A 21,700-nucleotide genomic window follows, 5' to 3' on the forward strand; every position below is an offset into this window, starting at 1 on the left:
AGTCATGGATGGTCTCTCTCAAGACCTTGTCTTCATGAACTTTCAAGGTTGTTTCACTGTTCAATTATCAATGTCCTTTGCTGTCTTGTTTGTTTCGTCCCCGACAGCTTCCTTAGTCTACCAAACCTTTCCGAATATGTCAAGTACTTTTTTCAACTTTTTTCGCCTCTATTTTTCGCCTCGGTTAACTGACACGATGTTCCCGACCGCGTCTTGTAAGTTCCGCACGCCAATTATCCGAATTCCTTCTATTGGCTCTAGCGCTTTCACGGATACCTGCGGCATGATAACTGTTGTAAATCCCAGCTTTTTCGCCTCTGAAACTCTTTGCTGTGCCATACTCACTCCCCGCACCTCGCCGCTTAATCCCACTTCTCCGAATGCGATGGTCTTTCCGTTCAGCGCATGTTCCCGGTAACTGGAAACCAGCGCCAGTACGATGGCCAAATCAATAGCCGGCTCATTCATACGGATTCCTCCTGCAATATTGACATACGCATCGCAGGAAGACAAATGGAGCCCCAGCCTTTTTTCCAAAACTGCCATCAGCAGATTTACCCTGTTATAATCTGTACCTACCGCCGTCCTTCTAGGAATTGCCATATTGCTTCGACATACCAGCGCCTGTATTTCTATCAGGATTGGCCTGGTTCCCTCCATGGAACATGCCACGATAGAACCCGAAGCCCCCTCCGGCTTGCCGTCCAGCATGAATTCTGACGGATTTTCTACTTCTGCCAGTCCTGCCTCCCTCATTTCAAACACACCAATTTCGTTTGTAGAACCAAAGCGGTTTTTTACTCCTCGCAGTATCCGATAGGACGCATGCCTGTCTCCCTCAAAATAGAGAACAGTATCTACCATATGTTCCAAAACTCTGGGTCCGGCCACTACGCCCTCTTTTGTCACATGCCCCACCAGAAAAACGGTAATTTCCATTCCCTTGGCAATCTGCATAAACACAGAGGTAGATTCTCTCACCTGGGATACGCTGCCCGGAGCTGAACTAACCTCCTCATTGTACATTGTCTGGATAGAATCAATCACCACAATTTCAGGCTTTACACGCTGTATAGCTTCTTTGACAAGAACCAGGTTCGTCTCACATAGGAGAAGCATTTCGCCTCCATCCATCCCAATCCGCTCTGCCCGCATTTTTATCTGCTGCAGAGATTCTTCACCAGATATGTATAACACTCTTTTTCCGCCCTGTGTCAAATTTTTACATACCTGAAGCAGCAGCGTAGATTTTCCAATCCCCGGGTCGCCGCCTACCAGCACCAGAGAGCCCGACACAATACCGCCCCCCAAAACCCTGTCCAGCTCCACGCTGCCCGAAGATGTCCTGCTCTCTTCCCCGCTCTGTATCCCCGAAAGTTTCACCGGTTCTGACGCTGCATCCCGACGTGCTATCTTGACTCCGGGCGCTTTTTCAGCCGTCTCTTCCACAAATGTATTCCACTCCCTGCATGCCGGGCACTGCCCCATCCATTTCGCAGATTCATATCCGCATTCCTGACAATAAAAAACTGTTTTTTTCCCTTTTGCCATAATACCTCCAACAAAAGAAAATCCGTATCCGAAATACCCTCCGGCATCCGCATACGGATTTCCAAAAACTCATTATAATCTATGCTTTTTCAATCTGAACCTCTGCTTTTTCTTTTTCGGCGCTATCTAACTCCACGCTGAGAACCAATTTCCCGCCCAGGTTTGTTTTCATTTCACCGATTCCCTTGCCATCAATAGATACCTGGTAGTGCGTATCTTCCTCCAGCTCCACGGTAATCTGCACATCAGTCGGCGCTTCTACCTCGAAAGTCATCCCTGTTTCCGTAACGCTCAAATTTTTTACCGCGCTCCCCGGCACAGATTCATATACAAACATGCCATTCCTTTCCAACTTGGTGATTTCCTTAAAAGTCTTTACTTTATACAAATCACCTTTATGTTCAAAATCCGATATTTTGGATTTCTGGCTCAGTTCATAGTTTCCAAAACTAATCGTGCCGTCCGCTTCTGTACGTATTAATTCACTGATTACTGACATCTTTATGCCCTCCTGGTCTTCTCTTGCTGTGATTAAAACACAAATATTTATGGTTAGATTTTATCACAATTCCGAAAAATATGCCAGTGTTTCTTAACCTTAATTCATTTCATAAATAGTAACACTATTCCTGTTTCATGCATCCAGTTCACCACTGGTCACACGTTCGATATGCATCGCCAGATATCCGATTTCCGCTTCCTCTAGTGTACATTTGAGCCTGTTCCCTGTCTGTTCACATACCTTTTCTGCAATTTTATAAGATTCAGGAAATTTTACTTTCATATAATCATTCATGCTTAATTTCAGCGACTCTTTCTTCAAGACACGAGCCGCCATATACCTTACATGATTCATCAGGCGATTATAGGAAAGCGACATAACATTAATCTTTCTTCCCATCTCTTCTTCAACCAAAGAAACGCACTCTCTCACCACAAGCGCAATCTGCATTGCCTGAGACACTTTCTCATCTTCAATTGCCGAATGTACATGCAGAGCTATGTATCCTATTTCATCCTCGTCAACCTCTACCTGAAACTGCTTTTTCAAAATTGGCGCAACACACTGCGCCGCTTTATATTCCATGTGAAAAAGCGCCCTGATATCCTCTGTCAGCGGATTGCTAATCTGCTCATGGTTCCGAATCCGCTTCACAGCATATGCAATATGATCTGCCATCGGGAAAAGTATGGATCTGTCAATTTTTCCGAAAATTTTCTCTGCTTCGTTTAGTACTTCATTCGCAATCTCAAGGCAGTCCGGGGATACAGATTTTATAATATCTCTGGCGTTCCCCCGTTCAGTAGGCTCTTTTAAGAAATATACCGTGTCTTCTTCCCGGACTTCTATCCGTTCGCTTATTTTCTTTCCAAAGCCGACGCCTTTTCCCATAATCATACATTCCTGGTTATCTTCTACCCGAACTGCCAAAATAGTATTATGATTTAATACTTTTGTTATCCTATACATACTTTCCCCGCCTGCATTTTCATTTTATTGCTGTAACAATAGCATATCTTTACTCACAAATATCCACTGCAAACAATGCCTCGCCTGCCTGAACCGCACCTTTTTTCAACAAACGTACCTGCTGATTTTCTTCCAATTCCGTGCACAGAACCGGAGATACGACGGACGGCGCATGTGCTTTCAGATACTCCAAATCCAGCTTCAGCAGCGGAGTGCCTTTTTTCACTTTTTGCCCGTTTTCCACAAGTACTTCGAATCCTTCCCCTTTTAAATTCACTGTATCAATCCCCACATGAATCAAAAGGTTCATTCCCGAATCTGTCACAAACCCTACTGCATGGCCTGTTTCAAATACAAATCCTACTTCTCCATCTTCCGGCGCTCTTACATAAGAATCTGTCGGCGTTACCACTGCTCCATCGCCCATCATTTTTCCCGCAAATGCCTCGTCGGGTGCTGTCGCCAAATCTGCCGCTGTTCCGGTGATCGGGCTGGAAATAATGATAGATTCCTTCACTGTTCTTTCTGATGTTTCTTTCACCTGCTCTGCTTCCGCTGCTTCCGCGCCGCCAATATACTCTTCGTCCGGAGCTGTTTCCAAATAGTCCTCCAAATTGGATTTCACCACTGTCACACGCGGACCATAGATAATCTGTACGCCGTTCCCCTTGTGTACAACACCGGAAGCGCCCGTCCCTTTCAGCATATTATCATTTACCAGTTCCGCCTTATACACTGTGCAGCGAAGCCTTGTCGCACAGCAATCCACATCCGAGATATTCTTCTTTCCTCCAAGACCCTGGCAGATTGTCTTTGACAGCTCATCCTCTGCATGACTCCCGTCTGCCGCGCCTTTCTTTTTTGCATCTACATCACTTCTGCGGTACAATTTTACCTCTTCTGAATCATCACGTCCCGGCGTCTTCAGATCCATCTTCCGAATCAGGAAGCTGAACAGGAAATAGTATACGGCAAAATACACAATTCCCACGATTACCACCCAAATCCAGTTCGTTTTTCCATTTCCCTGAAGAATTCCAAACAGGAATAAATCAATCATACCGCCCGAAAATGTCATTCCCACACCTACATTAAACACGTGCATCAACATGTAGGCAGCTCCTGCAAATACGCAATGAAGTCCGTACAGCAGCGGCGCTACAAATAAAAATGTAAATTCCAGCGGCTCCGTAATACCTGTCAGCATAGAAGTGAGCGCCGCTGACATAAGAAGTCCTGCGACTACTTTCTTCTTTTCCGGTTTTGCCGTCTTATACATAGCAAGCGCCGCACCCGGAAGCCCGAAAATCATCAGAGGGAATTTTCCAGACATAAATCTTGTAGCAGACACCGCAAACTGCTCTGTGGAAGGGTCTGCAAGCTGTGCAAAGAAAATATTCTGCGCACCTTCTACCATCTGGCCTGCCACTTCCATTGTACCGCCGAGCGCTGTCTGCCAGAACGGAAGATAGAATACATGATGAAGTCCGAACGGAATCAGAAGACGCTCCATCAGGCCATATACCCATGTTCCCGCATAACCTGAATTCAACACAACATTTCCCACTGCATAAATACCATTCTGAATCACCGGCCAGATGTAAAACATCAGAATTCCGATCACTGTATACGCCAGCGCAGAAATAATCGGAACAAACCTTGTACCCCCAAAAAAGGATAAAACCTGCGGCAGCTCGATTTTATAAAATTTATTATGCAGCGCCGCTACGCCAAGACCTACCAAAATTCCGCCAAACACGCCCATCTGCAGAGATGTAATGCCGCATACCGATGCGGTAGCGCCGCTCAGCATCCGGTCCGCGCCGCCATGATTTGCAATCATAGCGCCAATAGACGCATGCATAATAAAAAATGCGATTGCCGCTGCCAGCGCTGCGACTTCTTTTTCTTTTTTTGCCATTCCAATTGCCACGCCCATAGCAAAAATAATCGGCAGATTCGCAAACACAATATTACCTGCGTCACTCATCACCTGGAACACCGCGTTTAAAAACGTTCCCGGCCCCATTACACCCATAAGTCCATAAGTTTCGAGCATTGTCTCATTTGTAAGTGAGCCGCCCAGCCCAAGTAACAGCCCCGCCACCGGCAGGATAGCGATAGGAAGCATAAATGATCTTCCTACCCTTTGCAGTACTCCAAAAATCTTGTCCTTCATCTTCTTCTCTCCTTTTCTTTTTTTGAGTGGATGTCTTTTGTGTATTAAGGACTGGATTTTCTATGGTGCAAAAAAGGCATTAACACACATAAACATCCAAAATATTTATGCATAGTTAATGCCTCCATCACAAGTAACATACTATATCATATCATTAAATTACCATCTGCCGCAACTTTTGTCAAGGCGTTTTTTTAACTGTTGAAAACTTAATTTCTTTGCCCTTCGCGCCCACGGAAACAGTATCTCCATTTTTTATGTTTCCGTTTAGAATTTCCTCCGCCAGGGCATCCTCAATTTTATTCTGAATCGCCCGCTTTAAAGGTCTCGCGCCGTATTTGGGATCATATCCCGCTTCTTCGATAAGGTTCTTAGCTGTACTCTGCATTTTCAGAGTGATATCCATCTGTTCCTTACAGCGTTTCGCAAACCCCTGAAGCAAGATATTAACGATGTTCCTGATATGCTCTTTTCCCAAAGAATGAAAGACTATGATTTCATCGATACGGTTGAGGAACTCCGGACGGAACAGCCGTTTCACTTCCTCCATGACCCCGTTTTTCATCATTTCATAATCCCGCTTTTCATTATCTCCCGAGACAAATCCTAATTTCTTCGGAGTGATGATAGACTGGGCTCCCGCATTGGAAGTCATAATCAGAATCGTATTTTTAAAATCTACCTTCCGCCCCTGGGAATCGGTAATATGACCATCGTCAAGCACCTGCAGCAAAATATTAAAGACATCAGGATGCGCTTTCTCAATCTCATCAAATAGAATGACCGCATAAGGATTCCGCCTTACTTTCTCGCTAAGCTGCCCTCCTTCATCATAGCCTACATATCCGGGAGGGGAACCTACTAATTTCGATACGCTGTGCTTCTCCATATATTCAGACATGTCCACCCGTATCATTGCCTGCTCACTGCCGAACACCGCCTCCGCCAATGCTTTCGAAAGCTCAGTCTTCCCCACTCCCGTAGGACCAAGGAACAGAAAGGAACCTATCGGACGTTTCGGGTCTTTCAGCCCCACACGCCCTCTCTTAACTGCTTTTGCCACAGCTCTGACCGCTTCTTCCTGTCCAATGACCCGTTTATGAAGAAGTTTTTCCATTTTAAGCAGACGCTGAGATTCCTTCTCTGCAAGCCGCTGCACCGGAATCTTTGTCCAGCCGGATACAACCTCCGCCACATCTTCTTCGCCAATTTCTAATCTCTTCGCTTCGTCCTTTCTATTCTGGCTCCGCTCCTGACGCTGCAGCTTCTTTCGCTGCTCTTCCTGCTCTCTCTGTATCTCTCCGGCTTTTCCAAAATCTCCGGCTTTGACCGCATTCTCTTTTTCTTCTCCTAAACGGATAATTTCTTCTTTTAGGGTTTTCAGGCGGTCTGGCATTTTGTAGCCTTGCAACTGCTTTCTTGACGCCGCTTCATCCATTAAATCAATAGCTTTATCCGGCAGAAAGCGGTCGCTTATATAGCGCTTGGACAGTTCCACCGCCGCCGCCATAGCTTCATCTGTAATCGTTACCCGATGATATTCCTCATAATTCGGGCGGAGCCCTTTCAAAATCGCAATTGCTTCTTCCTCTGTCGGCTCCTCCACGGTTACCGGCTGGAACCTCCGTTCCAGCGCAGCATCTTTCTCAATGTGCTTCCGATACTCTCCAATGGTAGTTGCACCGATAACCTGGATTTCCCCCCTGGATAATGCCGGCTTCATAATATTAGAGGCATCCATCGCCCCTTCCGCGCCGCCCGCCCCGATAATCGTGTGCAGCTCGTCAATAAACAGCAATACATCTCTGCTTTCTGCCGCCTCTGCCAGTACGCTCTTTATACGCTCCTCAAATTCCCCCCGGTACTTAGAGCCCGCCACCATACTCGCCATATCCAGGCTCATAACACGTTTGCCTTTCATCTGTTCCGGGACTGCCCCCTCTGCAATCCGCTGGGCAAGCCCTTCCACCACGGCCGTTTTTCCTACACCCGGTTCGCCAATCAGGCACGGGTTATTTTTTGTCCTGCGGCTTAGAATCTGCAAAATCCTTTCAATCTCAGCTTCCCGTCCAATCACAGGATCTAATTCACCCAACACCGCCATCTGCGTCAGATCACGGCTGTACTGATCCAGAACAGGAGTCGCACTTCCTCCCTGTTTATTTTTCGCATTTCTGGCATGCTGAGCCAGTTCTTTATACATTTCTTCCTCAATCCCCATGCTGTCTAAAATAGACATATAAAGTTTCTGAAGGTTTACTCCCAGCGTATGGAGAAGCCTGGTAGCTACACACTCTGCATCTTTAATCGTCGCAATCAGAATCTGCTCCGTCCCTACCTTCTCCACCTGAAGGTCAGCCGCCTCCTTTTCACTGTTTTCCAGAATCTGCAGCGTCCGCGGCGTATACCCGCCTGCATCCTTCAAGTCCCCTTCGGGCACGATCAGCTTATCAACTAAATCCAGAAGCTTTTCCAGATCGACGCCCGCTTCCCGCAGCACCATTCCGGCTGCTCCTGCCGGCTCCAACAAAAGCCCCAGCAGAAGGTGTTCCGAACCGACATACCCTGTCCCATATTCTTTTGCCTTCTTTTCTGCCAGGCTCAACGCCCTATTTGCACATTCTGTAAACTGCTCCCGCATATTATGTCCTCCTGTTTTGTTTTTCGTCCTGCTCACTGCTCCTGTGCATATTCAGCAAATATCTCATCCACCAGTTCATGCACCTCCCGACAGGAAATGCTTTTACACCTTCCTTTCGCCAAAAGCACCCGCAGGCTCCTCTTCATTTCATCCAGCGCCTGCATCTTGTCCGCGTCCAGGGCAATCACCGCCCCCCTGCGCCTGTCAATCGTCAAAAATCCTTCCTGGCGCAGAACCGCATAAGCTTTGTTCACCGTATGCATATTAATGCCTATGTCCTCCGCCAGCTGACGGACAGAAGGAAGCGCATCCCCCTCCTGTATCCTCGAAGTAGCAATGCCCAGAATAATCTGGTTTCTGAGCTGGATATACAGAGCCTCACTGCTCTGAAAATCAATTTTGATGACCATTCATTCACCTTCTCGCTATTGGCTGCCTTTCTCCCGGCAGGATATCCGTCCGGGAACAGGCGCGCCATTTTCGTACTCTATTCTTTATTCAGCAACTGTTATACACATATTAGCATAAGTAGAATTCTGCGTCAAGCCAAAGCCCCAGGGCACATGACATATGCATGAATCTTCCTCCCTATTTCTGGAAATTATCTTTTTAAAAATTCGGAACCTGCTCTAAAAACTCTGCCTGATCCATACTTATCAGAAACCGTTTCTTTTTCATGGACAAATTGGGGCGGAATATCTCCACCATTTCCAAAATGCTCAAACACCATTTTCGTATGATATTCAGGTTTTCAGCAACCTGTTTATCCAGTGTTGTATTTGCATCTTCTTTTAGACTGCTTTTTCAAAATATACATATACAGAATAATCCTTCATTGGAATAACCTGCACCACCTTTGGAAACATACTATCACCTCCGTTACACTAATTCCGTAAAACAATGAAATTTCCGGCATTACTTAATTTCTCCATTCTTTTTAGATTCAATATGAGTATATTATAATCAGTCTCACAAAAACCCACAAACAAAATCTGTCTGTGGGTTTTCCATATTTCCTGCTTACAAATAACTGCCTATCTCTTGCATAGTTCCAAATTCCTAAAATACGGCATTTTCAAGCATTTTGTTAGTTACGTGTCACTTACGCATAAACATTCATATTCACTTACTTTGTTTTATTCAACCCATTCAAAATATTATTTATATCCGTTAAAACAATCCTGATTCCTCTTTCATTTAGTCTGATCACCTTTCTCACAATACCATTTATTTCTGCTGATAGTTTATCATTTATCTTAACAGGCACAGTATTGTTTTCAATCATATCAAAATCTCTCCTATGTACAAAAATGCTCCGCTAAACAGCGGAGCACAAATATTTGTATCCCAGCCATTTATTAGTCGCTCGCTGGGTAGCGAAAAATATTTGTATCTGCACCTTTTCTATAAATTCCGATATGCAGTTCCGGCAGAATAATAAGAGGTTCTATTTAAACTTCTTACTTAATATTATACAAACCGATCATAACAAACACATAGGGCGGTAAACCCTGGATAGTGTCTAAAAGGCGTTCCGCCTGTTCGTCTGTCAACGCCCGTCTTTCCTCTTGAGGAACGCCGCCGCCCTTTGCATCCAAATATATGGTTGGATTTTCATCAATCACATGGCTCTCTTTCGCCGCCCGGAAAATGGACTTACAAAGAATCACCACAGACTTATAAACCGAAACCGATTTTTTGGAAACGGGAACAAGTGCCAGCTGAATGTCATCCAGCGTTACATCTGCTATCCGCTTCTGTCCCAGTTCTTTGATTATATGCCGCCGTACCTTAGATGTATAATCGGTCAGTATGGTGGCACGAATATGAATCGACTGCATCAGCAGCCACTTTTCACAATATTCAGCAACAATGGGCGATTTCCGATGAAAAGTGGCATTGTCAATCTGCTCCAATGCCTCTATTTCTCTATCGTACAGTTCTTCAGGCGTTCTTGCATAAAGAGCGATGAGCTTTCCATTCGCATCTTTGATTCTGGTTCTATAATACAGGACACCTCTTTTCATGACAGTGCCATATTCTGGAATCACAACTTTTCTTTTTGCCAATTCCGTCACCTCCGTTATGCAGTGACTTTTGTCAAGAGGTAAATTTAAAAAATAACAAACTTTTTTCTCTGACAAAACCCACATTTGTATTCTGAAGATATCTTGGAGAAGCCTTTTGATTAACAGTTCCCGGCATTTGGCCACTCCGTTATTCGTGGATTGGTTACCTACAGGTCAATTGTCCGCCGTGGGCTCTGCTGTCCTAAAACGTGGATCAGTGTATTGCTACCCTGCCGACAAGGAGGTGCCGCAGATAGCCCGAACCTTGAAGTTCCAAAAGACTCCTTCAAGATATCTCCAGTTTTTTTGTTTTTAGTTGCTGCTGATTATGCAGCTGCGCCTGCTTAATCAGCTTGATTGCCAGCCATCAGGATGACAGCCGACGGTCAAGTGCTGCGCAGCAGTTCATTTACCCTTGACGGGCGGATGGCAGCCTGATATCACCCCATGCTGATATTGTCTGTCATCATACCCCATATAAAGCAGGCAAGTTCCCTCGCAACGGCTGTTACCGCTACGTTCTTTTTCTTGCCTTTCCTTATCATTCTGTAATACTTTCTCCTCAGTCTCTCGTTTGCTTTGTCTGCATAAGCTACCACCTCCGGCGGATTGCCGCCCTGTCTTGCTTTCAGATCTTTTGATTTATGCCCGACCGCTCCCTTGCAGATCCCTTTGGAATCCTCGATCAGCAGCTTCCTCACATGGCTGTTCCACGCTTTTGTGATGGAAAGCCTGTTGATTTTATCGCTGCTTGAATCTTCCCCTGGTACCAGCCCCAGGTATGCAGAATAGATGTTTCCTTTTGCAAATCTCCGGAAATCCCCTGTCTCAACCAGGCATGATAACGCCGTATGCGTTTTCACTCCAAGAAAGCATACCAGCTTCTTCACTTTCTCCACATACTCTGTCTCAGACGCCAGTTCCTCTATTCCTCTTATCAAAGCCTTCAATCCGGTTTGTCTAGTATTCATAGGTAATCAGATACTCGTTCAGCGTTTCCCTGTCCAATCCACTCAGTTCAAGTGATTTCAGCCACTTTAAGTGTACCTGCGTCCATTTGCCCTTATCATAATGGAATCCCTGGCTTAAACAGAACGCATTAATTCTCTGTTTTGTCTTTTTCAAATCAGATTTATGGTCGTCCCTCATCCGCAGATAGACTTTCACATTGTCATCTTTATCCGTCGGGATATGCACAGCATGGTATCCTCCATAAGACAGACACTGGGCAATCATAAGCGCATCCCTTTTATCTGTTTTAATTCTTTTTCCCTGCTGTGTCAGCATTGTGGTCGGAGCAAGGATGACACACCGGATTCCCTTCTTCACTAATTCATGATACAAGGAAAATCCCAGGCATCCCGCCTCATAGCCGCAGAGAATGTCGCAGTCCTCTTTTATCTTTTTCTTAAGATTCTCAATGAACTGCACAATATTGTCCGGCTCCGGCGTTACTTTAACATTTGCATAAATAATGTCGTCTCCGTCAAATCTTGGCTCAATGGCGCATAAAGTGTAGTTTGTGCTATGGACATCCATTCCAATTCGTAGTATTCTTTTCATGTAAGTGGCCTCCTTTTGTATGCGGTAATCCCTGTTACCATCGTTTTTTTCTAAAACTTAGTATACAGGTAAATCCACGTTGCTACAAATGTGGGGTCACTTCATATTGTCCTAAAGTTCAGTCCTTCCCATCATGTTTGCAACCACAATGGTACTATGACCTCTGCTGACTTCTCGCCATTCGTTGTTACTACGGATTTCTTATGCATTTGTTGATGTAATTCCATCCGCTGACGAGACCTCCCCAGGTAAGAACGCAATCTTTCACTCCATCCATCCGCCACATTTACCACAATTAGTTTCGAGTAGTTATTGGACTTCGACTTGTTATGCACCCTTATCCCTAACTGTAGCCTGATGTGATTTCTGTTCGTCAGACCAGAGCTTTGCCTCCAGCTTTCTTCAGATTCCACCTCACAATGGACACCCTTGCTCTTGGCTATACACTTCCCACTACTAGGGCGTGTTACGGACTTTCACCGATTAGATTGCGCCCATACTGGGCGCACAAAAGAAACGGCGGCTCTGATTTCTCAAAGCCGCCGAAAGATAGTATAGGCGTGTTAATAGGTCTGCTGTACGACGGCTTTTTTTCTTTTGCCGTCGTTCGGCAGATATACATATTCACTATTTTGAAAATATAATATCAAAACTGTACGGATTCAGCATGAGTAAATCACGCACCTTTTCTGCGCGATTTACTCATGTTCTTTTTTCTATAGTACGCTATACTGTCCGTGTACCACGAAAGGAGCGAATAATTATGAGTACACTATTACAAGTAAAAAATATCACAAAAATCTATCCGAACCAGCCAAAACCCAGTCTTGACAATGTTTCCTTTGAGGTTGCACAGGGGGAGTTTTTAGGCATCATGGGTGCGTCTGGCTCCGGCAAAACAACTCTCCTAAATGTTTTATCTACAATCGATGTTCCGACTAACGGCCATATTGTCATGGGAAAAACCCATATTGAAAAACTTGGCCAAAAACAGGCCGCTGATTTCCGTAAAAACAATCTAGGCTTTATCTTTCAGGAATATTTCCTTCTGGACAGTCTTACTGTACGCGAAAATATTGCAGTCCCATTGACTCTGCTTCACAAACCAGCACAGGAGATTGATAGGAAAGTTAAGGAACTGGCCGAACTGTTTGGAATCGACTCTCAGCTTAAAAAATATCCCAGCGAATTGTCCGGCGGTCAACGGCAGCGTGTGGCGGCAGCGCGCGCAATGGTAAAACGGCCTCCGTTAATTTTTGCAGACGAACCTACCGGTGCACTGGACTCCAGTTCCGCAACAGAACTGCTTACTGCCTTGAAAGAGGTCAATCATACTTTGGGAACCACAATCCTCATGGTAACGCACGATCCCTATGCTGCCAGCTATACAGACCGTATCCTTTACTTCAAAGATGGACATATCATCTCCGAGTTGCAGCGCCATAATTCTGAACGCCGGTGCTTCTATGAGGCTATTATGCAGGAATCTGCCCGGCAGGACGAGAAACGGTAATCAGGGGGTGAGTATATGAACTTAACGACGATAGCGTTAAAAAATCTGAAACGGAACTTTTCCTTTTATTCACTGTATCTTGTGTCCGTTTCTTTCGTCTTGATGGTTTACTTTTGCTTTACTTCTTTTTCTATGAATGAGATTATCATGGCAAAAATCTCATCGGATGGCCGCGTAGAAATGATGTGCAGTGTAGTCGCAGTATTCATCATGGCGTTTGTTGTGTTTTATATGTTCTACTCGAACAACTTTTTCATGCGCCGCCGAATGAAAGAATTGGGGATTTATGCCCTGCTTGGATACCGCAAAGTGGATATGCTTTGTCTGCTGACCATAGAAAATATTTTCATTTGCCTTGGGGGAATGTTCATTGGCATTTTAGCTGGCAGCCTGTTGCACATCGGCGTAACGGCAGGAATTGTTGCTTTGCTTGGTCTGACTATCGATATGAGTGCAATTCCGTTTATCAATCCTCATGCTGTCAGTTCGATCTTCCTGTTTATCCTTGCTGTGCTGCTTACCCTTACGATTTCCAATGCAGTATTGCTTCTAAAATCAACCCTTTTGGATTTAGTTCGACTAGAAAAAAAGGTGGAAAAACCTGTTCGTCCGAACATCATTTTTTCCTTCATAGGAATTATTTCTCTACTCGGCGGATATATTCTGGCATTGGACATGGTTCGAGGTGCTCAATCTGTTTGGACAACGATTGGATTTTATCCTATTGCATTGTTGACATTGGTGCTGGTAGTAGTTGGCACCGTATTGTCCATTTATTCTTTTGCTCCCTTTATATGCCAGTGCATCAAAAATCGCCATAGCGTTCTGTACCGTGAGAACACAATTATTGTAATTCCTAAATTTATGCACCGCATCCGCTCCAATGCAAAATCGCTGATTCTTTTGGTTTTGCTGGCTGCTGGAACACTTGCCGTTTTTGGGGCAACCACACTTTCAGTCTGGTATCCTTACAGAGCTGTGGAGCGAATCATTCCTTCTGCCATTGAATACCGGATTGAAGACGAACAGCAGAGTAAAGACGCGTTGGAGGCATTAGCAAAAGCTCCAAATGGACAGGAATGCCAGGTACAAGAAACCACCTTGCTCAAAACCACAGCCATATCAGATCATCTTCCCGATGAATATAACATTAGCGGCGAAGAAATACGGACTCCGGGGTTTGAATGTATGAGTCTGACCGACTACAGGGCTTTATTGAGCAGTCAGGGAAAAGAAAGTACGATGTCTGAGCTTAATGATACCGAATGTGTTTTAGTGAAATACCGACCAGATCCGGAAAACACGGATGTTGGCGCTGTTTATCGCCTGAACATTGGTAATGGAGGCACAACGGATGTGACAGTTGTTCAGACCACCTTGAATAATCCTATCGGGTTTGCAAATAGTGTTGCTACGCTTCTTGTCTCTGACCAGCTTTATCAGACCATAGCAAGCGGGCAGCCGGAACAGATCACTGTTGTCAGCATCAACGGAGGAACGGCCCGTTCTGATGGGACTGCCTATACAATTTTGAAAGATGCTATGCCCGAAAACATTTATCTTGCAAGTGCATGGCAGCGGCAGACTGAAATTGTCCAGCTGAACAGCTCCACCTATCTGCTGATTGCATTTGCAACCATCATCTTCCTGATCGCAACCGGCAGCATCCTCTACTTTCAAAATCTATCTGCTGTCTCCTACGATCGGGATGATTACAACATCCTTCAGCGCATGGGTTACAGCAGGGATACGATAAAAAGATGCGTCCGTCGGCAAATACAAATTTACTTTGTGATCCCTTATGTGATGGGTATATTACACAGCATTTTTGCTATCATATGTTACAAATCTGCATTGATGGATGATGTGCTGGGTCAGGCAGGCGAGGTTATCCTACCCATAGCCTTAGCTATCGGAATTTTTTCTATCATTTATTTTATCTACTATCAGATAACTAAATATTCCTGCTATAAAGCAGCGATAAACTAATAGCATCATAGGCAGTTGGAATCCAGTATGAATCCCGACTGCCTACGGTGATTACTCCATTTCACTTTCTTGCGGATATGGCACAAGTAGAGTAAAATAGAGAAAAGCTAGGAGGTATTGCTGTGAAACGAAAATATATGCTAAGACAAGGCTTGATGATTCTCAATCAGCTATTGCTTATCGTGTTTCTGTGCGTAATGAATACAATCGAAGCTACAATATCGGCAGAAAATATCGTTCATATTGTACTTCTCACATTTCTGTTTTGGGACGGCTACAACATATCCGGTAAAAATATAAAAGGGAATCCTGTCCTGTCACAACTTGCAATTCTCCTAGTGTTATTTGGATGGCACTTTGGATTATCTTTGTTTGCTTCATTTTCCCTTGCAGATACAGCATCAGTTGTGATTCTTCCAGTCTGTTTGTATCAGCTGGTGAACTTTGTACAGGCATTTCTTTTTCAGGGTGTCAATTACAAGGGAAGGAAGATATTCCTATCCGGGATAGCGATACTCTATTTTACAGCAACCATGAGTTTTTTCCTTGACAGACGATGGTTTTATATCCTCTATAACATTCAGTTTCTATTTTCTTTCGTCTGGTGCATTGCCATATCCGTAGTTCATCGTAAGCGAGTATGGTTTATTTTAAGGAGTCAAAGAAAGCAGCTATTATTTTCAGTGTTCTTTGTTCTGCTCCCATTTATGTGCTACATGACAGCTTTTTCTAGGAAAGAGAACTATGTTAAACAGATGGGGTTATATCTGATTGTCGTGCTTACATTTGTCACCATACACAGTATTATTTTTAGGACAGACCATAAGCAAAAGACATTTTTTTCATTAAGCAGGTCTGTAATTGCTATTTTTCTTTTTGTGTGCATGACCAGCTTCCTGTTGACCATATGGTTATTTGACTTGCCTATTTTAACGGCGATTACACTGATTTATCTGCTTGTGTTTTGGGGACTGCTTTATCACCTGCTGTTGTTCTGGAAAGCAGGAAAATTGGAAGATAACACCTCAGATGAAGTTTCTTCATTTTATGAATACACAGTAGCGCAAATCAAGCATGAAGAAGCTCTCCGAAAAGAGTTTACCAATTACCTGCACGACGATATTTTACAGGATCTTCTTTCCATGAAAAACCTGGTGCGTAAAGCCGACCAGATTGAAATTCAGCGACTGCTGGAAGATACGCTGCGGAAACTCACATCTTCCATACGGCTCCAGATGCAGGCATATCATCCGAAATTACTAAAGAACTTGACATTCAAAGAGAATCTTCAAAGTGTTTTGGACTCTATTACCAATGACAGTGACACCTTAGTTGTTCTGGATTGCAGAGACGATATTTTTTTGGTGGAACCATACACTATGCTAATTTGCCGGTTTGCAAGAGAGCTGACCGTAAACGCCCTCAAACATTCTCATGCAGCAAGAATTGATGTGAAACTGCAACAGGAACATGACATGATTCTCCTGCAAGTGTCAGACAATGGAACAGGATTTTCAAGAGCACCTGATGAGAACATCCTTCATCACGGACTTGCTTCTATTCAGGAGCAGGTGGCCTTTTTGAATGGAAAAATGAAGATTAGAGCAAATCCGGGAGGTGGAACAAATATCAGCCTCTTAATTCCCATGAAAGGAGAGGAATCTTATGCGAGTTTTGTTGGTCGATGACCATGCGCTTTTTTCTCAAAGTTTGGCGATTGTTTTATCAGACTTTCCATCCGTTGAACAGTTTTCAAATGTCAAATCCATTGATGAAATAAGCCCGATTATTGAAAGGGATAAGCCCGATATTCTTCTGATGGACATCAGTCTCGGAAAACTGTCTGAGGAAGATGGCCTGCTCTTGGCACAGAGCCTTTTACAAAAATATCCCGATCAAAAAATTGTTGTTTTATCGGGATATGATCTGCCTGTTTACCGAAAAGAAGCTGAAAAGCTTGGAGCAAAAGGTTTTATCAACAAGGATATTGAACCAGAAGAACTGCTGCACATTCTTGAAAGAATAAATAATGGCTCCACCTATTTTGAAAAAGATGAAACCTACATAGAGGAACTAACAGAGACTGAGAAACAGGTTCTTCGTATGCTGGCTAGTAGTATGAAAAGAAAAGAAATTGCTGGACATCTTTTTATGAGTGAGCGAACCGTTTCTAATCACTTGCAGCATATATTTGAGAAATTAGAAGTTTCCTCGGCAGTAGAAGCAGTGACTAAGGCTATCCAACTAGGATATATTCCACCTCTTTAACCTGCATTATATAAAATCGGCATAATCAAGCCTATTCGTCGGCACAATGAGGTTATTCCTTTGTGCAAATCAGCACGATAGAATATACTTGAGGTGAATGATTATGCCGATTGATGATTTGACCGCTTTGGGGCAAAAAATGCGGGAAGCCCGAAAGAAAAAAGACCTGACACAGCAGGAACTTTCGGATCTGAACCATGTATCTGTAAAGCAGATTGCCAATATCGAAAAAGGAAAGATGAATCCGTCTTACTTAATTTTGAAGGCATTGGCAAAGGTTCTTCCTGTCTCTCTGGATACTCTAATCAATCCAGATGTTCCTTCAGAAGATGAGGGAGCCAATCAGATGAAGATGCTTTATTGCAGCTGTCCGTCAGAAATGCGTGAAACCCTCTTGCACCATACGCAGGAGACCGCGAAAGAACTAACAGAATTATCCGAGAAATTTGACACGAATTGAGCCGGTGAGTGAAATTTGACTGTTTCCTCACTGGCTCCTTTCATTTCCGGGTAAAAACGGGCGCGTCAGCGGTCCTGCCCCTGTTCCTTTTCCCAGTCATTCTGGCGTTCCTCCCCGTATCCCATTAGCCGGTCCACATTGGCTTTTGCGGCCAGCAGTTCCCGCATTTCCTCGCGGGATCGCCGGTACTCGGCATAGTCTTTTTTCTTTTCTTCCAACAATGTTGCGTACTCGGCCTGCAAGCTCTTGACGGTGGGCAGCTTCTTGATACCCAAATCGTCAAATGCCTGCTTTGCCGCCTTGTGGAGCAGAATATCCGCTTCATGTTCCGCTAAAAATTTCTTGGAATACCCCGCCTTGCGGTAGGCCGCATAGACCTCGCGGGTTTTCACATAATTGATGATGTGGGTCCGCAGTACGGCTATCTCCGCCATGCGGGTTTCCGCCGCCTTGATCTGCGCCGACAGCTCATTGTGGCGGGTAGTAGCAGCCGCCGCTTTTTCTTCCAAGACTGCGTATTCCAGCAGGCCATGCTCAGTGAGATAGTTCATTGTCTGCGCCATCTGTTTGAGATTAAATACCTTTGCCCAGCGCGCGTAGCCAGCGCCTTTTCCGGCCTGCAATTTCTCCTGAATATCCACCAGAAGATTGACCTTGGGCGGCTCTGATTGAACAGCCGCTTTCTTTCTTGGGGTATGCTCTTTTTCCCCAGCCAGTACCGCCCGTATTTCATCTTCGCTGTACCCTTGTCCCAGCTTTTCATCCATGCGGGCAACATTCTTCCAGCCGGGGGCTTTGAGCCGGATTGCCTGTCCCCGGCGTGACACCTCACAGCCCATTTCCGCAAGCAGCTTTAACAGCCCGTCAAAGTCTGCCGGTTTCTGTTCTAATGCCTGATCAATCATCACGCGGAGCTGTTCCCGGTGGGAGGGCTTTGCCCGGTCCCCCAGCCATTTGTTGTAGCTTTTTCCATGCGGTTTTGGGTCCTCTACAATGGAATAGCCATTCTCAACGCAGATGGTATCATTCAGCCGCCGGACCGCGCGGGTGCTGCCCCAGAAGTTTCGGAATTTCCGGTCACAGTTCACATTGACTGCGTTCCAGATGATGTGGTTATGGATATGGGATTTGTCAATATGGGTGCAGACCACAAAGGCATGATTGCCCTTGGTGAACCGCTTTGCAAACTCCACGCCCAGCCGGTTGGCTTCTTCCGGGGTAATCTCGCCGGGGACAAAGGACTGCCGGACATGATAGGCCAGCACATCGTCCGCGCCCCGTACCCGGCCAGTGGTGGAAATGTACTCCCGTTTCGCCAGCAGAAACTCGGCGTCGGCTACCCGGCTGTCACACGCAAAGCCGGTGACGAGCCTGCCGTTGTCTGTCTTTTGTGGGTTGGATACATAGTCGATAATGTCGCTGACCGCTTGGCTTTCGGCGCGGCCCTTGCCAATGTGCAGCGGCATGATGCGTGTGGTTGCCATGATGGAATCCTCCTCTCAAAAAAATAACGGCCTGATGAACAGGCCGTTGCTGGTTATTCAAAGTATGTCATAGGGAAAATCTGTGAAATCTCCGTTTGGTTCATCCTCCTCGAACCGGGCTGGCGAAAAGCGCATTTCATATTGTTCCTTTGCGAGCGCCCGAATGTCCGGGCGTTTATCGTGCATCTTCTTTTTCAGCCAGGAAATCTGCTCCTTTGAAAGCCGCCAGGGGAGATTCAACAGGCGGTTCATTGCCGCCATTTCAGATTTCTTTTCCGGCGGCAGGGAGGCGCACGTTTTGCAGATATGCGCCGCATGGCCTTTACCCGAAAACTTTTCGTTTGATTTATACTCACCGCAGATTTTGCAGTAATGCCCGCGCTTTTTCATTCCGATTCACTGTCCTCTGTCAGAGCATACAAACGGTGGACCGCCCCCATAACGGTGTTCCATTCCAGATCAGCCGCATAGGAAAATTTCCTGCGGTAAGCGGACCAAAGCGCCTGCATCGCATGGCTGTTTTCTACTTCGGAAAACACTTCCTTCGCTTCTTTCAAACGCCTCTCGGTCCCGCGCTTGCGGGCGGTAGCAAGGAGCGCGTGGCGGAGAATATCGGAATCCAGCGATCTTCCATGAAGCTGTTCCAGAATGTAGAGGTCATAAAAATCCCTCATACGGGTGTTTGTTATGGTCCGGGCAATCATTGTTTCCAGCTTTTCCGCAAGTACGGTTTCCAGATTGTACGCCCAAATATCAATGGAGCGTTCCTCCAGCATAAGCCGGAACCTGTACCGGACTGCCCTCGGCGTAATCACATCCCCGGTAGAAATATCAATTTTCAGCGGCGTCACCACCCTGTCAAAGACAGTGGCCATGCTGACCCGAATCCCCGGATACTCGGCCTCGTCCATGATTTCCGAAATGCTTTTCACCTGGAACTCCACACCGTCCTCAATGGGGACTGCTATGATAGAGGACATCAGATTTTCAATGTCCTCCACATTCACGCTGGCCCCTCTGACGGTTGCGTCTAAATCCATTGTAGACCGGGCATCCAACCCTACCATTGCGGCAACCAGCATCCCGCCTTTCAAAATAAAGTTATCCCGATATTCAGAAAGGGAAATACGTTCCAGGAAACGCTCCATCATATAGTTCCGCATCAAAATCTGTGCGTCCGCCGATTTCTCCTTTGTGAGATTGCGGATCAAATCTTTCAGCTGCCTTGCTGTCTTTATCATAATAGCACCTCCAAATACTGCCGCAAAATTTTTTCAACCCGGAACAGCCCTGCATACTGCATCAGCCTCCGCAGGTTTTTCTCTTTCCTGCGGGCGTACATTTTGAGCGCCCCTTGAAATGTCTGCATCTCAATGCTGCTCCGGCAGCGAAGCAGGTCGCAGATGGTCCGCTCCATATCATAAGCCGGAACCGTATGCCCGAAAGGGGTTCGAGCCGTACTCTTTCCGACGTCATGCAGTTCCGGTTTTATGGTGTAGACCAAAATCCCGTCCGCTTTCAATCTGGTCGTGCTGTATCCCCGTCTGACGGTAATGGAATAGGGGGAAGGCTCCCGGTCGGTCAGATCATGGAAAAACAGCGCCGTTTCATGAGAAAAAATCCCCTGGCTGCATCGTAAATGGAGCAGGTACATCCCATCGACCCAGGCATCCGGCGATACATAAACCCCATGTGCCGCCTGTTCCAATTCTTTTTCCTTCACATAGTTGTAAAAAACGGATTTTGGAATTCCCCGTTTCACCACCTCTGATGTTTGGAGCATACCGTGTTGTCCCTCTAAAATCGTGTCCAGCTGTTCAAACTGTGTCATGCCCTCACTTCCTTTCGTGCTACTATTATACATGATTGTAGCACGAAAGGAAATAGCGTCAAAAAGAAAAAGCGGAGGAAGGCGCGGCGAAGAACGCCGTTCCTCCCTCCGCAGATGGGGCAAGCTGTCCGGTCAGGAGAGCTTGGAAAGCTGGGCCAGTATCTTCTGCACACCGTCCCAAAGCTGTTCCTGCCGCTGGGATATATCCTCCAGGTCAGCGTCATAAACCCGCCCGGTTTCATGCACTTTACGGGTCAGCTGGTTTAAGTTGCTGCTGGAATAGCGCATCAGGGACACCAGCTCCTTCAGTTCTGGCAAATCCAGCTTTACCACATACCCGTCCAGCGCCATTTTCCGCAGGTAGGCTTCCCGGTTGACGGTTCCAAGCTGGGACATTTTCTGCTCAATCAGAGCCAGCTCCTCCGGGGAAACCCGGAAATTCACCTGTACCTCTCGTTTCCGCTTTGCCGCGCTCATCGTTCCGGTTCCCGTTTCTTAGGGGCGGCGGGTTTGCGTTCCGGCGGCTCCTGTTTAAGTTTTTCCAGGACGGAGCCTTTCTCCGGGGCTTGAAGGACTTTCCGCGCCTGCTTCAAAAACAGGTCGGTGAGATGGTATAATAAAGTTGTAACACCAAACAGGAAATAAATGATATATTCAATATAATGAAAAGGAAGGTGTTAC

19 protein-coding genes and 1 pseudogene are annotated in these 21,700 nt (G+C 45.7%); 5 read left to right on the top strand and 15 right to left on the bottom strand.

Annotated features, from left to right (window positions below; all coding sequences use genetic code 11):
- Positions 1 to 168 precede the first annotated feature (168 nt).
- From radA to NFR99_RS12255, 10 genes and pseudogenes are all read right to left on the bottom strand, one after another.
- The gene (gene radA / locus NFR99_RS12210) at positions 169 to 1,551 is read right to left on the bottom strand and encodes a DNA repair protein RadA (RefSeq protein WP_120486460.1); all 1,383 of its coding nucleotides are present in this window, start codon (positions 1,549 to 1,551) and stop codon (positions 169 to 171) included.
- A 79-nt stretch (positions 1,552 to 1,630) separates the two neighbouring features.
- Positions 1,631 to 2,050, bottom strand: coding sequence for an endosialidase (locus tag NFR99_RS12215; RefSeq protein ID WP_135976716.1), 420 nt, complete (start codon positions 2,048 to 2,050; stop codon positions 1,631 to 1,633).
- 135 nt (positions 2,051 to 2,185) lie between these two features.
- Positions 2,186 to 3,022 (bottom strand): PRD domain-containing protein, encoded by an 837-nt coding sequence (locus NFR99_RS12220; protein WP_120486458.1) that lies wholly within the window; start codon positions 3,020 to 3,022, stop codon positions 2,186 to 2,188.
- Between the two features lie 49 nt (positions 3,023 to 3,071).
- The gene (locus NFR99_RS12225) at positions 3,072 to 5,201 is read right to left on the bottom strand and encodes a PTS sugar transporter subunit IIABC (protein WP_120486457.1); all 2,130 of its coding nucleotides are present in this window, start codon (positions 5,199 to 5,201) and stop codon (positions 3,072 to 3,074) included.
- A 181-nt stretch (positions 5,202 to 5,382) separates the two neighbouring features.
- Positions 5,383 to 7,842: an ATP-dependent Clp protease ATP-binding subunit gene (locus tag NFR99_RS12230; RefSeq protein WP_251353748.1), complete on the bottom strand. Its 2,460-nt coding sequence runs from the start codon at positions 7,840 to 7,842 to the stop codon at positions 5,383 to 5,385.
- Between the two features lie 32 nt (positions 7,843 to 7,874).
- Positions 7,875 to 8,252, bottom strand: coding sequence for a GntR family transcriptional regulator (locus NFR99_RS12235; protein ID WP_120486455.1), 378 nt, complete (start codon positions 8,250 to 8,252; stop codon positions 7,875 to 7,877).
- Positions 8,253 to 8,968: 716 nt separating this feature from the next.
- On the bottom strand, positions 8,969 to 9,127 hold the full coding sequence (locus NFR99_RS12240) for a hypothetical protein (protein ID WP_251353749.1): 159 nt from the start codon (positions 9,125 to 9,127) through the stop codon (positions 8,969 to 8,971).
- 187 nt (positions 9,128 to 9,314) lie between these two features.
- Positions 9,315 to 9,911 (bottom strand): annotated as a pseudogene (locus NFR99_RS12245) (phage integrase central domain-containing protein); the annotation flags it as partial.
- A 440-nt stretch (positions 9,912 to 10,351) separates the two neighbouring features.
- Positions 10,352 to 10,882, bottom strand: a complete 531-nt coding sequence (locus NFR99_RS12250) for a transposase (protein ID WP_251353750.1) — start codon at positions 10,880 to 10,882, stop codon at positions 10,352 to 10,354.
- Positions 10,872 to 11,474: an IS110 family transposase gene (locus tag NFR99_RS12255; RefSeq protein ID WP_243126894.1), complete on the bottom strand. Its 603-nt coding sequence runs from the start codon at positions 11,472 to 11,474 to the stop codon at positions 10,872 to 10,874. Before NFR99_RS12255 ends, NFR99_RS12250 begins: the two co-directional genes overlap by 11 nt.
- 763 nt (positions 11,475 to 12,237) lie before the next feature.
- On the opposite strand from NFR99_RS12255, the gene NFR99_RS12260 reads away from it, so the two are divergent.
- From NFR99_RS12260 to NFR99_RS12280, 5 genes are all read left to right on the top strand, one after another.
- A complete protein-coding gene (locus tag NFR99_RS12260) occupies positions 12,238 to 12,987 on the top strand; it encodes an ABC transporter ATP-binding protein (protein ID WP_251353751.1) in 750 nt (249 codons plus the stop codon).
- A gap of 15 nt (positions 12,988 to 13,002) precedes the next feature.
- Positions 13,003 to 14,976 carry an ABC transporter permease gene (locus tag NFR99_RS12265; protein ID WP_120486451.1) on the top strand — a complete coding sequence of 658 codons (1,974 nt, stop codon included), beginning with the start codon at positions 13,003 to 13,005 and terminating at the stop codon, positions 14,974 to 14,976.
- A 122-nt stretch (positions 14,977 to 15,098) separates the two neighbouring features.
- On the top strand, positions 15,099 to 16,664 hold the full coding sequence (locus NFR99_RS12270) for a sensor histidine kinase (protein WP_251353752.1): 1,566 nt from the start codon (positions 15,099 to 15,101) through the stop codon (positions 16,662 to 16,664).
- Entirely contained in the window at positions 16,642 to 17,244 is a 603-nt protein-coding gene (locus NFR99_RS12275) for a response regulator transcription factor (RefSeq protein WP_251353753.1), read from the top strand. Before NFR99_RS12270 ends, NFR99_RS12275 begins: the two co-directional genes overlap by 23 nt.
- Positions 17,245 to 17,347: 103 nt before the next feature.
- Complete coding sequence (locus NFR99_RS12280) at positions 17,348 to 17,704, top strand: helix-turn-helix domain-containing protein (RefSeq protein WP_251353754.1); 357 nt, start codon at positions 17,348 to 17,350, stop codon at positions 17,702 to 17,704.
- Between the two features lie 65 nt (positions 17,705 to 17,769).
- Here the strand turns inward: NFR99_RS12280 and NFR99_RS12285 are convergent, their stop codons facing one another.
- The 5 genes from NFR99_RS12285 to NFR99_RS12305 form a co-directional block, all read right to left on the bottom strand.
- A complete protein-coding gene (locus tag NFR99_RS12285; RefSeq protein ID WP_251353755.1) occupies positions 17,770 to 19,188 on the bottom strand; it encodes a relaxase/mobilization nuclease domain-containing protein in 1,419 nt (472 codons plus the stop codon).
- Positions 19,189 to 19,245: 57 nt separating this feature from the next.
- A complete protein-coding gene (locus NFR99_RS12290) occupies positions 19,246 to 19,578 on the bottom strand; it encodes a hypothetical protein (RefSeq protein ID WP_016285074.1) in 333 nt (110 codons plus the stop codon).
- Positions 19,575 to 20,429 carry a nucleotidyl transferase AbiEii/AbiGii toxin family protein gene (locus NFR99_RS12295; protein ID WP_251353756.1) on the bottom strand — a complete coding sequence of 285 codons (855 nt, stop codon included), beginning with the start codon at positions 20,427 to 20,429 and terminating at the stop codon, positions 19,575 to 19,577. The genes NFR99_RS12290 and NFR99_RS12295 overlap by 4 nt, the downstream gene beginning before the upstream one ends.
- Entirely contained in the window at positions 20,426 to 21,019 is a 594-nt protein-coding gene (locus tag NFR99_RS12300; RefSeq protein WP_016222281.1) for a type IV toxin-antitoxin system AbiEi family antitoxin domain-containing protein, read from the bottom strand. Before NFR99_RS12300 ends, NFR99_RS12295 begins: the two co-directional genes overlap by 4 nt.
- A 132-nt stretch (positions 21,020 to 21,151) precedes the next feature.
- Complete coding sequence (locus NFR99_RS12305) at positions 21,152 to 21,496, bottom strand: plasmid mobilization protein (protein WP_251353757.1); 345 nt, start codon at positions 21,494 to 21,496, stop codon at positions 21,152 to 21,154.
- Between the last annotated feature and the right edge of the window lie 204 nt (positions 21,497 to 21,700).

This window comes from Hominisplanchenecus murintestinalis, from assembly GCF_943193015.1.
In the GTDB taxonomy this organism is placed as follows: domain Bacteria; phylum Bacillota; class Clostridia; order Lachnospirales; family Lachnospiraceae; genus Hominisplanchenecus_A; species Hominisplanchenecus_A murintestinalis.